This is a genomic window from Altericista sp. CCNU0014 (genome assembly GCF_044923475.1).
Classification (GTDB): Bacteria; Cyanobacteriota; Cyanobacteriia; order Thermosynechococcales; family Thermosynechococcaceae; genus JAAURS01.
In genome coordinates, this window is the sequence record NZ_CP137338.1 from 3561532 (window position 1) to 3575751 (window position 14220).

Here is a 14220-nt window from a genome sequence, read left to right on the forward strand (position 1 = left end):
GAGCGTTGCGAAGGCATGCTCTATTTCCGCTTCTTTCCTTTGCTAGAGGCTTTCATCGCTCCTCCAAAGCCTCCAGCCGATTCTCTAAGTTTTGTCGCTTTAGCCTCTAGGTGCTCGGCATCGACATAGTTACGAAGCTCGTAAACGTCCGATCGGGAGAGCGACCCTAACGCATGCTGCACCTCTATCCAATCCCCAGCCATTGAAGTATCTACTCGCTTGGCAGAAAAGGCTGCTTCAATGAAGGGTGCGGCTTCTCTCGCTTCAAGGTCAATGAGCGCACAGATGAGCGCGCCATTCAGCTCTCGGCTGTTTTTGGAGTATTGACCCAACTGCTGAATCAACCCGCTGAGACACTCGTCGCGGGCTGAAGGATGTTTGTGTTCCATTTGGACGAGAATCTCAGCACTCATCCATCTAGACGAAAACATATTCTTGGGGTTAGCCAAAAACTCGGCCACATCTGGAATAGCAGTTGGGCCGATCGAACTAAAAACCTCTGGCATCTCTTCGCGAAACCAATCGCTATCGTCCATTTCGTTGAAAATGGCTATAAGGGGCTTAATCGCAGCTTCGGCTTTCAGTTGACCGAGCGATCGCCATGCATGGACGGGTGCCCAGACTTCTAAACTCTCGGAAGCAGCCCAATTCAAGTCTGAGTCGGTCGCCATCCGAATCAGCTCTGGAATATCTGCTGCTGTCAGGTTAAATTGCGTCAGGTAATCTGCCCACTTTCTTCCATGGGGTTCTCCGACGCTGAGGAGTGCATCAACTGGTGCGGCGTAAGTTGTTTGAACCATCGCTATTGATTCCTCTTTGGTTAAACTTACAGCGACGAGAGAGCTTTGGGCTTTCTCGTTGCAGAAAACCAACTGTGGCTAAGACTTCATTTTGAAGTTCTTCCGCTTGCTTTTCAGAGTATTTTATCGGAAGACTGCTGAAACTCTAGCAAAACTGGGACACCGTCATGAGCGCATGGAACTTCTGCTGAACGAGCCAAGCATTTTTGATGAATCTGCTTCGTCATGACGGTTCTGAGCATTGAGAAGCTGGAGCGTCGTCATGCGGTAGAGCAATGAGACTGCGGCAAGGAGGCTCTCAATCGGTTCTCGATCTAAGGCGATCGCCCCAATCTTTGCTTAACGTCGGCAAACATTTGCCTTTGATTTGGCACCAGTTGCTGTATTTTCAATATTGAAATGGAGAGGTTGATATAGAGAATTAATGGCTCGGCTTCCCGAAGAAATAACAACCGTAGTGCTAGAGCTACAGCGAAGGCTGTTAGGAATTCTTCATCAGGCTACAGCATTGAGTTTCCTGATTTTAGAACGGTACGGCGAGACAGAAACAACTCTCACCGACTTAGAACAACTGGATAACACCAGAGACCGAGCAGATGCTTATTATTCCCGATTTTTCACGATTCTGCGAAGAATTTCCGAAGCCCAGCCCATAGTCGACTCTGCTATGCTGGATTTACTGATGGTTGCCGCAGAAGAACAGGTCACAGTTAATGCTTTAGAAGCAACCCTTGCAGAAACAAAACGGGATTGGAATCTTCTATGACTCAGCAGATCTCACCACCAGATCTTGAAACCGTAAAACAGCGCGCGGCTCAGGTTCAAGACATTTGCACACGGGCCGATGCAAGCATCTTGATTTTGGATGACCTAATTGCCCAGTTAGAGCAGAATATGCGTTCTTCTTCAACCTATCGCTATCGCTTGAATAAAGCAAAGCATCTCCTCAATCTATGATCTGAATTTAGAACGAGCTTTTCAGCTCAGCTAGCACTCTGCGATCGCCTTCTTCGCGCGATCGGCTCCACCTCAATCTCTGTGGCAAAGGATCGCATAGGGTCTTTTGCTGGAGAGGGAGAAAGGCGGAAACCGTCATTCTTCGTCAACTTAACCGATGCGTTGGAGAGATTTCGCCCGCACTGCAATCTCAGATTCAATCGTTGACCCTCGATCGAGATCGATTGCTTTAGGCCACCTTAGGCTTTACAAAGTTTTCAAGTCCATCAACCACCTTCGCCGATACAATCTTGTCGCCTTCTTTGATTTCGCCTAACACCTCTTGCCCCGACACCACGTAACCAAACACCGCATAACGACCATCTAAAAGATTGCGCCCTGCTGGGGTCAGTTCTGGCTCAAACAAAAAGAAGAAAAACTGCGAAGACGCTCCATTGGGGTCCGTATCTGGCGGTGCCATCGCCACTGCACCGTACGCGGAAAAGGGCAGCACCGGATTGTCTAAATAGCGTCCCGCTTCCTCCAAAGTGGATCCGTAAAACGGAACCTTATCGCCTTGGACCAAAATTTCCATCGGGATAGATCGATATTTCCCGCTGGTGGGGTCTACAAAGCCAACCTCAGGACCTTGAGGGTCGCCAGTTTGCAGCACGTAGGATTCTTCAGACCGGGTAAAGGGAAGACCATTGTAAAAACCGCGCTGCACTAGATCCACAAAGTTGCCCGCCGTGACCGGAGCGCTATAGCCATCGGCGACGACAGTGAGGGTTCCTTTGCTGGTTTCGATGGCAACCGTCGCTCTTCCCTTAAGCTGGGGGAAGGTGTCGTAAGCTTTTGGGACTTCGTAGGGAAATTTTTCGACCATGGAAGCTTCTAAGGTGCCGATGGTATCCAGCACCTCATTTTTCTTCTCGTTGAGTCGTTCGCCATCCTTGGCCTCCGTAATGGATTTCAGATCTGTCAAACCCGTCGATATTTTGTCAATTAATTCCGTGGCCTGCGATCGCCGCGACTCCGGAACGCTAGCTAGAATCTCGTCCTTGTGCCGGCTCAGCGTGGTTGTGGCCTTGGCGACATCGCCATTAATGGCAGACCATCGCCTGGCCCGGATCTGAGGGGTAATATCTTCAATGCTGCGCTGAACTTGGCGAATGGAGTCGTTTTCAAAGGGCAACGCCAGCCGCAACAGCGATCGCGGATCGGTCACGGCATTACCAGGGGGCAGGGCCGCCACCAAAACTCCTGCCTGGGCTGGCAGACACAGCGCAAAACAGAGTCCAAACACCAGACAAGCATAGGAGCCGAGCCGAACTGCTCGTTTTAATCCGTTTAAAGTAATCATGGGATGAGGCAAATCTCTCGTTAGCGTTTGCGGCGTGCATTAAGCACCTCAGCAGGACCTTTCGTCCCTCAGATCCACTCTAAACCATCGAGTTACCCAGACCGCTACTATTTATTGAGAAGGTTTACCTAGAAAGCGTTTCGGCAGCCAAAATCGCGCAAAAAATCGAGGGCGATCGCCTCTTGCCTTCCGCCGCCTCAGGGCCAAGACAATTCCCCTTAACCGCCTCTTTTGGCGCACCAGATTCGTGCCTGAAGGTTTATATCATGGTTTCCACACAATCCTTAAACTGATTGTTTTGTATGGCTTTCAGACAATCTGATGTATCCTTTTCCCAGCAATGACCGGAGGATGTAGAACCGCATCCGCAATCCTACGGACACCTGAGCGGATAAATCCTCTCAAAGTCTCGTAAATTCTCGGTTTAACCCACGATGGATAAGACCCTATATTGAATTCATTGATTGGGCTGTCATACCCCCCGTATAGCCCACGTAGTCCCCGAAAAGGCAAGTTGTTCCGAAAGGACAGCGCGCAAAATAGCAGACCTAAGCCAATAAGCATTAGGGTATGGATGCTGCTAGTGTCGAAGGGACTTTCCTTCTTCTCCATCCACGAACACGCAAGCCCTGACTCGCTTCGTTGTTCTCCATAACGACAAAGGCGGCAAGCACCCACAGATTGCCGATCCAGAATCCGATCGGTGCAGTCGTTACCTTCGGTTTCGTCATTGAGTCGCTATGCCCCTAACACCCCTGGATTTGGACAACATTTTGGCGATCGTGCCTGTGCTCGACGAAGCAGAGACGATCGCCGAAGTCGTTCGTCGGCTACAGGATCGGGGTCTAAAGCATATCAGAGTCGTCGATAATGGCAGTACCGACGACAGCCCACAGCAAGCCGCTATTGCCGGGGCAGAAGTCTTAGACGAACCCGAAGGCGGCTACGGTCAGGCCTGTTGGCGGGGACTCCAAGCCATGCCCGCAGAAATTGAATGGATTTTATTTTGCGACGGCGATGGCAGCGACGACCTCAGCCAACTCCCGCAATTTTTCGAGCACCGCGATCGCCACGACCTCATCCTGGGCGATCGCACCGCTACGGCCCAAGGCCGTGCCGTCCTCACCCCCGTTCAGCAATTTGGCAACCGCCTAGCCACTCAGCTCATCCAGTGGGGATGGGGGCATTCCTATCGAGATCTCGGCCCCCTGCGCCTGATCCGGCGATCGGCCTTAGAACAAATTGCCATGCAAGATCGAGCCTTTGGCTGGACCGTAGAAATGCAGGTGCGCGCCGTAGAACTGGGGCTGCGGATCTGCGAATTGCCCGTGGCCTATTCCCCGCGTCAAGGCGGACAGTCAAAAATCAGCGGCACGTTAATCGGCAGTTTTAAGGCAGGCCGCTTTATTCTGGGCACCCTCGCGCAGCTCTACGGACGGCGTCTGCCCCAGTTTCCCTACTGGCTTTGGCTGAGTACGCTATTCCTAGTCCTAGGCTGTATTTTGATGCAGCCCTACGGCAATTTTAGAGAGGTCGCAACCCTGCATCGCTTCTGGATTGGGGCTGGAGTCATGGGATTGGGGTATATGCTGTCCTGGCCCGTAAAGCACCTTTCCGCCGGATGGTTTTGGGGTGTTGCCCTCCTCGCGCGGCTGCTCTTGTTTCCCATGGTCCCTGGGGATGACCTATGGCGATACCTCTGGGAAGGGCACATTCAAAATCTTGGATTCAATCCTTTCCAGTTGGCACCCAACGCGCCAGAACTGGAAGCTTTTCGCACCGTTTGGTGGCCCCAAATCAACCATCTCGATGTATCCGCCATTTATCCTCCCCTTACGCAGTTCGGCTTTCGCTGGCTGGCCGCGCTTTCCCTCAACGCGAGTCTCTTTAAGGCGGCTTTTGTGCTGGCAGATGTGGGGGTCTGTTGGCTGCTCTGGCGTCGGTTTGGCGCGGCAAAATCCCTCCTCTACGGATGGAATCCCATCATCCTCTACAGTTTTGCGGGGGGAGCGCACTACGATAGCTGGTTTATTTTGCCGCTCGTGGCAGCTTGGCTGGTCGCCGATCGCAATCCGCGTGCATTGGACTGGCTCTGGAGTGCGGTGCTCGTCGGGGTCAGCGTGGCGATTAAATGGATGTCTCTACCGATGCTGGGATTTTTGATTTGGCGATCGCTCTGGGAACGGAAGCTTTGGCAAACGGTCTGTATTGGGCTGGCTGGCCTTCTGCCGATGGCCTTGTTTGCCCTACCCTTTTGCAGCGTTAACAGTTGTCCGCTCGTTCCGACGGGTTCTGTCTTTGTTTCCTACGGGCGCAGTGCGGAGTTTATCCCCCATTTTGTAGCCCAGGTTTGGCCGTACTCCCTGAAGGCGAACTGGATTTTTGGGGTGCCTTTGGCGTTCTACGTTATCTGGTTGGGGTTGCGGTCGAAGCGGTTTCTGTCGTTTGCGGAAGGGTACTGGTTTGGGTTGTTATTGCTGACCCCAATCGTCCATTTTTGGTACTTTACCTGGATGATTCCCTTTGCGGTGCCCAGCCAAAATTGGGGCGCGCGCTGGGCGAGTTTATCGGCATTTATTTACTTCGCGTTGCCGTCCCGTCTCCCCGATTGGCGCTTGACGGAGCCAGAGCGGCTTCTGCTGTGGCTGCCCTTTGTGTTGGGATGGCTCTGGAGCGCTTGGAAAACGAGCCGCGATCGCCCGAAGATATTGGGAGCGAATGAATTCGAATTGCGATCGCCATCTTCATGACCGCTGGGCGATCGCCATGCACCAAGAGTCTGCACTTTCCAACACCGCCCAATTTAAGACAAGTCTGCCAGTCACTTTCTCAAGCTTGACTTGTTTGTAACCAATTCCTCAAATCGGTAAGGGTTGAAAAATCCAGCAAGGCATCGGCAAGGGCTTCAAGCTGATAGAGGGTCAACGATTGAATCTGAGATTGCAGCTCGGGCGAAACGTCGCCAACGCGTCGAGCGAGGAGCCGAAGAATGACGGTTTGCTCTCCTTCAAGTTTGCCTTTAAGGATGCCGCGTTCTTCGCCTTCTTGTTGAATTTCTTGGTAAATCACGGATTCGCGCATAATATCCTCCCGAAATACTTGACGAATCAAAGTTTTGTCGAACCGTAAGCCTGCCAGTAGCTGGACATAGGCAGACGCTTCGCGGCGCTGCTGGACTGACTCTATTGTACTGACCCGTTGAGCGACTTGATTCAAGAGCTGCTCTGGGGATTGAGCGGCAGCTAGGATTGCAAGGGGCAGTAGCGCGATGTCTTCTAGGAAGATTGATGGGTCTTGCTCCCACATGCATAGGACTTGATATTCATGGCGGGTTGTCCCGAGCACAAAGGCCGATTCAATAACTGTACCTTCGGCAGGAGGGCGCAAGAGTACGACAACTTGCCGGATGGGGAGGCGGTAGAGCCGATACAGTCTGACCCAATAATCCAGCATCCGCAGGGGAAGGGGCGGTTCGGAGTCGAGTTTGACCTGAAATTCTAGGTGCAGGATTTGACCTTGCAGCTTCAACAAGATGACGGAATCTGCACGGATGGGTTCGATGCTGAGTTCGGATTTCAGGACTTCAGCGGATTCGATGGGTTGTCCTAAAACCCAAGAGGCAAAGCGGACAGGGTGTTTTTCAGCGAGCAGCTTACAGAGGTTGTCGAAAGCCATTAAGAATTAGAGGTTAAATGAATAAATATCGTAAGAATTCAGGTCTGGGTTGGAATGAGAGATAAGGCGGTTGGGTCAATCAAGGCTTGACGAAAAAACTCCAATGCAGATTTGCCCTGGGCTTTACAAGTTTGAATCACCGTTAGTAGAGCTGCTGTATTGTCCAACCCATTCATTGAACGCGACCCGCCACAAACCTTACGCTTGGTGACGGCGAGTCTGAGATTGCGTTCAGCTCGATTATTATCTGGTGGTACATTCGGGTCTTCTAAGAAATACCACCACTGTTCGCTTTTATGCTTGAGCGACCGCAGTAACTTTGCGGCTGAGTATCCCACTTTTGGCATCCAATCCGTGATGGCTTTGCTCACCTTTTCCTTGAACTTGTGTGCCCACCGAACGTATTGTGCATCATCTTGGCTTGCTTGCCACTTTCGATAGCCCCTAAAGGCTTGGTCAATCAGATTGATAAAGACTCGACCAATGTTTTGTTGCGATTTTGAGACGAGCTTAAGAAGCTGCTTAAAGTGCCGCCGCAAGTGGGCTAAGCACTTCTGCTGCCGTTCTACGCCATAACCGTTGTAGACACTATAGTCATCACTGCTTAACACGCCCTCAAAGTGCTCACCGAGCACTGCCTCTAGTTCTGCACGGCTGCGGGTATCAGCACCGCGATATAAAGCATATCCCGCTCCACTAAATGACCAAAGCCATTCTTTGACGCCTTTGACGGGCCAACCTGTCTCATCGACATGGGTATGAGGCTGTTCTCTGATCCAATCTGCTAAGGCTTCGACTTTGCCCTTAATTCGCTCTGCCACTCTTTCTGTCGTTGCCGCTAAGGTGCCGATGCCAATTTTCTCTAGACCCATCTGCATGAGCCATTCTTGCTGCTTCTCATAGGACAGATGCCCATAGGTGCCTAACCACACCAACATCCCCTGTAAACTCGCTTCGAGGTCTTGTTCTGCGATGACCTCTTGGGGCAGTTCGCCCCAAACTATCGTTTCACAATTTTGGCAGCAACATTGCTGCTGTTGGTATGCTACGACTTCTATCGGCTTTTCGACTAATCGCGCGCACTGTCTTGTTTTTACGCCCATATCGATCCAAGACTGTCCCCCACATTTGGGGCATTCTTGCGGCTTCAATACTTCAAATCTATCGACTCGGCCAAATCCTTTTCTCGTTGTCCCCCGATGTCCGGGTTGCCCACCCGCTTTTCGCTTTCCCACCTCTGCTGTCTCTTCTTTGGCAAGCTCTGATTTTTTCAGAAAGTCGCTAGACGGCGGCTTGGAGGAATCACTACTATTGCGATTGAGGATTGCCTTGAGTCTTGCTACTTCCTCAAATAATTGTTGTATTGCCTCCTGTTGGCGCAAAATAACATCCACCAGAACTGGCTGGCTCATTCGCTCTAGCGCGTCTCTCTCAAACTGCGGCGGTTGCTTCATGTCAATACACTAGTCTGCTTTTCTTGTTTGTCAACCCCGTACCTGAATTCTTACTAAATATCATAGCTTGTTGTCGTAATTGAACTATCGAAAGAGATATCAAACACATTTAACCAAGATGAATATTGAATAATTTTTCATTCAGAAGTAAAATTTAAATGCTTTTAAATACAAAATTCCTAAGAAGCAAGCGAAAATTATATTTCATCGATCTAGGCCTTCAAAATTATTATCAAACTTGAATCACAGCTCTACTTTTAAGATATCATTTATTACATTAGAATATATTAAAAAATTCAAATTAATTTTGACTCAAAATAATTACGTTGAATGTGTTAGAGAGCATGAACATTGGTTTCATATCATTGTATGATTTAACAGTTGACACGGAAAAGTTAATGAGTTTGTCAATAGCGATCGAAGAAACAATAAATTAGGATTTAATATGTAGAGAGTTGAACAAACATGAAATTTGGCCACACAATCATTTATGTCCCAGACGTAGCAGCTTCTCTAAACTTCTTTGAAAAAGCTTTTGGGTTTTCTCGTCGCGTCTTGCACGAGTCAGGCACTTACGGCGAACTAGAAACTGGCGAGACCACTCTTGCTTTTGCCGCCCATGAACTTGGCGAACTGAACTTCCCAACAGGCCATGTTGCCGCTCATGACTCGCCTCAGCCACTTGGGATAGAAATCGCCTTTGTTACGCCCGATGTCCCTTCCGCTCACGCTGTCGCAATAAACGCTGGAGCGGTTGAGCTTGCAGCGCCTAAAGAGAAACCCTGGGGCCAAGTTGTTTCGTACGTCCGCTGACGGCACGCTCGTTGAATTATGCACTCCTGTTGGCGAGTAATCTCAGGACATATTAAGCAAAAGGAGCGAAGGATTGTAGCGATCGCTGCGCACTCTTCCAAAACCTGAAACCAAAACATTGAGAGAGCGCCATCTTCATGACCGCTCGGCGATCGCCCAGCACCCAACGGTCGCACTTTCCAACGTTAAGGGCCGCACGACCGATTTATGAATTCGATGCATCAGAACTCTGGCACTTTTGTTGAAGCACTCAAAGCATAAAAAAATTTATACCCCGCTAAGCTTTGATGGATATATTTTTACCCATCTATGTGCCTGCCAGGAAATCAAATCTAAAAAAATCCCGACTCCCTAGTCTTTCTTTGAACATTTTGAATCGTTCGCGAGCGGTGAACTCAAATTGCCTGTTGTTTTTGTAGTAATGCAACCATTCGCTCGGAACAATTGATTTTGTCCAATCAACACCCTCATCCAGAAACTTATAATGCAAGAAATTATTTTGATTTACAGACCTAGCAGCTTGACGAGTCTCTAATCGCAAGCGAATCTGTTCCGGGTCTCTATATTGATAATGACGGTTCGGAATTTTGTAGGAACTTTTTTTCAGCTTTTTATCCCGCATCGGGATCATATATCCCCTGGGATGTAGAGAATCTACGCTCTCAGACCATACTAAATCTTCACTGACGCGAAATAAACGCTGCTCGATATTGACGAAGCGATAGTAGCGTCGGCGTTGGGTAATTGGGTTTTCGCGAGAATCATTTCCAGCGTGGTAAGCTTCTAAATCCTTATCTGTGAAGTAGAAATTGTACTGTAGTGTATTGATTTGTTCTGCGCCTTCCCGCTCTGCAATCTTAATGGCTTTACGAGGGTCCTCCGCCAATAATTCATCCGCATCTAAAATATAAATCCAATCCCCAATAGAGCAACTCGATCGGATGGCGTTGAAGACTTGAGCGCGCAAGCCTACATAAAAAGGAACTTCTTCGTGCCTGAAAGGCACAACAACAGAGTTGTTGATTTTCTGAACTTTTTCCCAGCTACCATCTGTACTACCAGTGTCGAATACATAAATCTTATGGCAGAACTGACTGGCATGAGATAGAGTTTGAGCGACAACATCTTCTTCGTTTTTGACAAGGCAAATTCCGTGAATTTTTACCACGATCGCACTCCAGTCAGCGGTAATCTACTGCAATAAGCTCTGAGACGGACTAGTTTGCTTGACAAAAAATCAAAATTCTTATCACTTAACCATACATGAATTAAGAATTAATGTATATAAAGATACTTGATTTACGATTTCTAGGGCGATGCCAGCAAATTCTTTGAGAAGAACTCTCTTTGCAACCTAGCTCAGCCCCACGCAATGGCTGTATGAATGCACTGCCCGACTGAATGCAAACGCTACGGCTGAACGAAGCTTCATGGGAACCTCAATCTGTCGATCCACGGGCTGCGCCCAGAAAACAGACGAGTTTTCAGGTTCGATCGCCCAGACAAAACATTTGAGAAATGAGAGCATTATCATAAAAAAAGACAGCATAGGTTCTCAGAGCATTGGGCCTGTGCGATGCCGAACATTCTCAAAAGGACAAGCCTGATGATTATTGCCATGAAAAGCGGTACCCCTGCTGAAGAAATCGAGCGCCTCTGCGAGGAGATGTTGAGCCGAGGGTTCACGCCAGAGAAGATTGTGGGCCGCCATAAAGTGGTGATCGGGCTAGTGGGTGAAACCCAATCGTTAGACCCAGATCGCATTCAGGAGGCAAGTCCGTGGATTGAAAAAGTATTGCGAGTGGAAAAGCCTTTTAAGCGCGTCAGTCGAGAGTTCCGCCACGGCGAAGCCAGTGAAGTCAAAGTACCGACCCCCAACGGGATCGTTACCTTTGGCGAACACCATCCCATTGTCGTAATCGCTGGCCCTTGCTCCGTGGAAAACGAGGAGATGATTGTTGAAACAGCGCTGCGGGTAAAGGCTGCGGGGGCTTCCTTTTTGCGAGGTGGGGCCTACAAGCCGCGGACCTCTCCCTACGATTTCCAAGGCCACGGCGAGAGCGGGTTAGAGCTATTGGCCGCCGCTCGCGAGGCTTCCGGGCTTGGCATTATTACAGAAGTCATGGACGCAGCAGACCTGGACAAAATTGCGGCAGTGGCCGATGTGGTGCAGGTGGGTGCCCGCAACATGCAAAATTTTTCGCTGCTCAAGCGGGTGGGCGCTCAAGACAAGCCCGTACTGCTCAAGCGGGGGATGGCAGCCACCATTGACGATTGGTTGATGGCAGCAGAATACGTGATGTCTGAGGGCAATGCCAACGTCATTTTGTGCGAGCGCGGTATCCGCACCTTCGACCGCCAGTATCTTCGCAATACCATCGACCTTGCCGTCATTCCCGTCCTGCGGACCCTCACCCACCTGCCCATTACGATCGACCCCAGCCACGGAACTGGATGGTCTGCTTACGTGCCGTCCATGGCCAAAGCGGCGATCGCAGCAGGTACAGACTCCCTCATGATCGAAGTCCATCCCAATCCACCCAAGGCACTGTCCGACGGACCCCAGTCCTTGACCCCGGATCAGTTCGACCGTTTGATGAAAGAGCTGTCCGCGTTCGGAAACGCAATGGGCCGTTGGCCAGAAGCAGGTGCCAATTTAGCCCAAAGCACGCGGAACGAGCAACCGACAGCGCTGCTATAGTGCGGGCATCAACAGTTTGGGCATCGACAAACCCTAAATTCCTTGGAGCCTGCGACCATGACGCTAGCACTGCGCTTTGCCGTTGTGAGCGATCTGCACATCGGCCTTCCCCATACCCTTCAAGACCATCCCACGCGATTTCACCTGGTTGAGGTCAGCATTCCCGCTTTCGAACAGGTTTTAGAGCAGCTTTCTGAGATGGATCTGGATTTTCTGCTCCTTCCCGGCGACCTGACCCAGCATGGCGAACCGGAAAACCATGAATGGCTCTCTCAACGATTGGCAGAGCTCCCTTTTCCCGTTTACGCGATTCCCGGCAACCATGACGTTCCGGTACCCGTCGCGGACGGTACGTCAATCGGCTGGAAAGACTTCCCCAGTTACTATCGCCATTGCGGCTACGGGCTCGAGCAGACCCTTTACTATAGCGCTAGTCCTGCCCCTGGCCTGCGGCTGATCGCCCTCAATTCTAACCAGTTCGATGCTGAAGGGAAACAAATTGGCTGCTTAGACGAACAACAGCTCGACTGGCTGGCCGATGTCCTCAGCCAATGCCGGGACGAGCTGGTTCTAGTCATGGTTCACCATAACGTGTTAGAGCATTTTCCCCATCAGGCTCGCCATCCGATCGGACGCCGCTACATGCTGCAAAATGCGCCAACGCTGCTCGAAATGCTGCGGGCGGCCAAGGTACAGCTCGTGTTTACAGGCCATCTTCACGTTCAAGATGTGGCGCATCAAGACGGCATTTTTGATATTACGACGGGTTCTCTCGTGAGCTATCCCCATCCCTATCGCGTGGTCGATCTCCATCAGGATGCGGGCGAGATCGACCTCTCGATCGCCTCGCCTCGCGTCAAATCAACGGCGAACTGGCCCGACTTACAGCGGTTCTCCCAGGAATGGATGGGCGATCGCAGCCTTCCCTTCATGACCTACATGCTCACCCAACCACCCCTGAATTTAGACCCCAAAGCAGCAGCAGCAGCCGCACCCATGCTGCGGTATTTCTGGTCTACGATTGCCAACGGCGATCCAGAATTTGAGTATCCAGACTTACCAGAGGCACTGCGGCATCACTTTGAAGGCTACAGCCACCGCCACTCTCAGGAAATTAAGCTGGGGCTGGGGGACAATCAACTGGACTTAACCCTCCCCCATCCGTCTTAGCTTTTCTTCTCAGTCGGCTGCTGCTGGGTTGTTGCAGTCAAGCGAGCCGTTTGGAGCGCCTTGGCTAACTGGGTTAGGGTAGATTGCAGCTCCATGCCAGGATCGACCGCAACCATCCCTTCCGATGTGGCCTGAAGCGTTTCAAAGTGGAGGTGAGGGCCAGTAGAGTTGCCCGTGCTACCCACCAATCCGATTACAGTCCCCTGCTGTACCCACTGCCCCGGCTTCACAAAGACTTCCGAAAGGTGAGCGTATCGGGTTTCTTGTTTCCCTTCGCTATGGTCTAGCAATACCGAAAGTCCGTAGCCGCCCAAAAACTCTGCCAAACTCACTCTGCCGGAATAAGCCGCCAGCACTGGCGTTCCCATGGGCGCGCCGAGGTCTGTACCGGAGTGGAACCGCCATTGACCCGAAATGGGGTGTACCCGCCAGCCAAAGACAGAGGTGATGTCCACTGGAATTGCCAGCGGAAAAATCATGCGTTCCCCATTTAGAATCCACTTGAGCGGATTGGCTCCGGTGAGGGGTTTGACAGCCAAATTACGGGGCGGTACTGCGGAATATTGCAAGGTACTGCGGATTGCCTGAGCGCTGACGCCCGCTCCACTATCTCTGCCGATGGAATTTGCAGAGGCCCAGGCAGGGGGCTGCTCGATGTATTGAGATGAAGGGGCGGTATCGTTAAACCGAGCTGCTGGCGCACCGCACAAACTAGCAGAGACGACTTGACTGGCAGACAGCGTAGCTTGACAGCCGGAGGAGCGCTCGTTCACGACAACTTGCTCGGGAGGCGTGTAAGGCTCAGTTGCGCCAACGCTATAGTCTTTGGTGTCGATGTAAGGTTCGGAGGTTTGGATGGGCTCTGAAGGAGCCGCTGGGGCAACGGGTTCTGGGGCGATCGACTCCGACGAAAACGGTTCCGGTGCGGGTGCGACTGCTGCGGGTTCCGGCTCTACTGGGAGCGGTTCTGGTACGACTGCTGCGGGTTCCGGCTCCGCGGGGACCGGTTCTGGTACGACTGCTGCGGATTCGAAATTTGACGCTGCAGGTGCGGACGGTTCGGCAACGGTCAGTTCGGATGCCGCAGACCGGGTAAAGGCTCCTAGCCCTACCAAACCGCTCAGTCCCATCCAGACGCTCAGCATCAGTAGAGACTGAACCCGGCGTTTTTGGAGCGGAGCTTGACATGCAGGGTATTGTTGCTTCATCGGACTAATCCTCACGGGCTTCGAGTCGTAACAGTCAAGACTGTCGAACGCAAAATAAGTTCGATGGGGTTGACTGCGCTTTTTCTATTATGGGGAGCGA

Annotated in this window: 14 protein-coding genes and 1 riboswitch; of the genes, 7 read left to right on the forward strand and 7 right to left on the reverse strand. The window is 51.2% G+C overall.

The features are described from left to right. Window positions 1-20: 20 nt before the first annotated feature. Window positions 21-800, reverse strand: a complete 780-nt coding sequence (locus R6H26_RS16945; protein ID WP_404783981.1) for a hypothetical protein — start codon at window positions 798-800, stop codon at window positions 21-23. Window positions 801-1224: 424 nt separating this feature from the next. On the opposite strand from R6H26_RS16945, the gene R6H26_RS16950 reads away from it, so the two are divergent. The 3 genes from R6H26_RS16950 to R6H26_RS16960 are packed head-to-tail and all read left to right on the forward strand — an operon-like array spanning window position 1225 to window position 1990. Continuing rightward, complete coding sequence (locus tag R6H26_RS16950) at window positions 1225-1566, forward strand: hypothetical protein (protein WP_404783983.1); 342 nt, start codon at window positions 1225-1227, stop codon at window positions 1564-1566. Further along, entirely contained in the window at window positions 1563-1757 is a 195-nt protein-coding gene (locus R6H26_RS16955) for a hypothetical protein (RefSeq protein ID WP_404783984.1), read from the forward strand. The genes R6H26_RS16950 and R6H26_RS16955 overlap by 4 nt, the downstream gene beginning before the upstream one ends. A gap of 38 nt (window positions 1758-1795) precedes the next feature. Continuing rightward, a complete protein-coding gene (locus tag R6H26_RS16960) occupies window positions 1796-1990 on the forward strand; it encodes a DUF4351 domain-containing protein (RefSeq protein WP_404791357.1) in 195 nt (64 codons plus the stop codon). Here the strand turns inward: R6H26_RS16960 and R6H26_RS16965 are convergent. Continuing rightward, window positions 1987-3099 (reverse strand): peptidylprolyl isomerase, encoded by a 1113-nt coding sequence (locus R6H26_RS16965; protein ID WP_404783986.1) that lies wholly within the window; start codon window positions 3097-3099, stop codon window positions 1987-1989. The two genes, R6H26_RS16960 and R6H26_RS16965, sit on opposite strands and share 4 nt — an antisense overlap. 498 nt (window positions 3100-3597) lie before the next feature. Further along, window positions 3598-3690: riboswitch (cyclic di-GMP riboswitch) on the forward strand. Window positions 3691-3839: 149 nt separating this feature from the next. Here R6H26_RS16965 and R6H26_RS16970 point away from each other — a divergent pair. After that, on the forward strand, window positions 3840-5849 hold the full coding sequence (locus tag R6H26_RS16970; RefSeq protein WP_404783988.1) for a glycosyltransferase family 2 protein: 2010 nt from the start codon (window positions 3840-3842) through the stop codon (window positions 5847-5849). A gap of 79 nt (window positions 5850-5928) precedes the next feature. Here the strand turns inward: R6H26_RS16970 and R6H26_RS16975 are convergent, their stop codons facing one another. Together R6H26_RS16975 and tnpC are read right to left on the reverse strand one after the other, a co-directional pair. Beyond that, window positions 5929-6774, reverse strand: a complete 846-nt coding sequence (locus R6H26_RS16975; RefSeq protein ID WP_404783990.1) for an Rpn family recombination-promoting nuclease/putative transposase — start codon at window positions 6772-6774, stop codon at window positions 5929-5931. 38 nt (window positions 6775-6812) lie between these two features. Then, window positions 6813-8228, reverse strand: a complete 1416-nt coding sequence (gene tnpC / locus R6H26_RS16980; protein ID WP_404783364.1) for an IS66 family transposase — start codon at window positions 8226-8228, stop codon at window positions 6813-6815. 465 nt (window positions 8229-8693) lie between these two features. On the opposite strand from tnpC, the gene R6H26_RS16985 reads away from it, so the two are divergent. Continuing rightward, the gene (locus R6H26_RS16985; RefSeq protein ID WP_404783992.1) at window positions 8694-9041 is read left to right on the forward strand and encodes a VOC family protein; all 348 of its coding nucleotides are present in this window, start codon (window positions 8694-8696) and stop codon (window positions 9039-9041) included. A 307-nt stretch (window positions 9042-9348) separates the two neighbouring features. Here R6H26_RS16985 and R6H26_RS16990 read toward each other — a convergent pair whose 3' ends face one another. Then, a complete protein-coding gene (locus tag R6H26_RS16990; RefSeq protein ID WP_404783994.1) occupies window positions 9349-10209 on the reverse strand; it encodes a glycosyltransferase family 2 protein in 861 nt (286 codons plus the stop codon). Window positions 10210-10395: 186 nt separating this feature from the next. Continuing rightward, window positions 10396-10590, reverse strand: a complete 195-nt coding sequence (locus R6H26_RS16995) for a hypothetical protein (RefSeq protein ID WP_404783995.1) — start codon at window positions 10588-10590, stop codon at window positions 10396-10398. Between the two features lie 57 nt (window positions 10591-10647). On the opposite strand from R6H26_RS16995, the gene aroF reads away from it, so the two are divergent. Both aroF and R6H26_RS17005 read left to right on the forward strand, forming a co-directional pair. After that, window positions 10648-11742, forward strand: a complete 1095-nt coding sequence (aroF, locus tag R6H26_RS17000; protein WP_404783996.1) for a 3-deoxy-7-phosphoheptulonate synthase — start codon at window positions 10648-10650, stop codon at window positions 11740-11742. A gap of 57 nt (window positions 11743-11799) precedes the next feature. Next, on the forward strand, window positions 11800-12912 hold the full coding sequence (locus R6H26_RS17005) for a metallophosphoesterase family protein (protein WP_404783998.1): 1113 nt from the start codon (window positions 11800-11802) through the stop codon (window positions 12910-12912). Here R6H26_RS17005 and R6H26_RS17010 read toward each other — a convergent pair. After that, the gene (locus R6H26_RS17010) at window positions 12909-14120 is read right to left on the reverse strand and encodes a M23 family metallopeptidase (protein ID WP_404783999.1); all 1212 of its coding nucleotides are present in this window, start codon (window positions 14118-14120) and stop codon (window positions 12909-12911) included. The genes R6H26_RS17005 and R6H26_RS17010 overlap by 4 nt on opposite strands. Window positions 14121-14220: the final 100 nt, after the last annotated feature.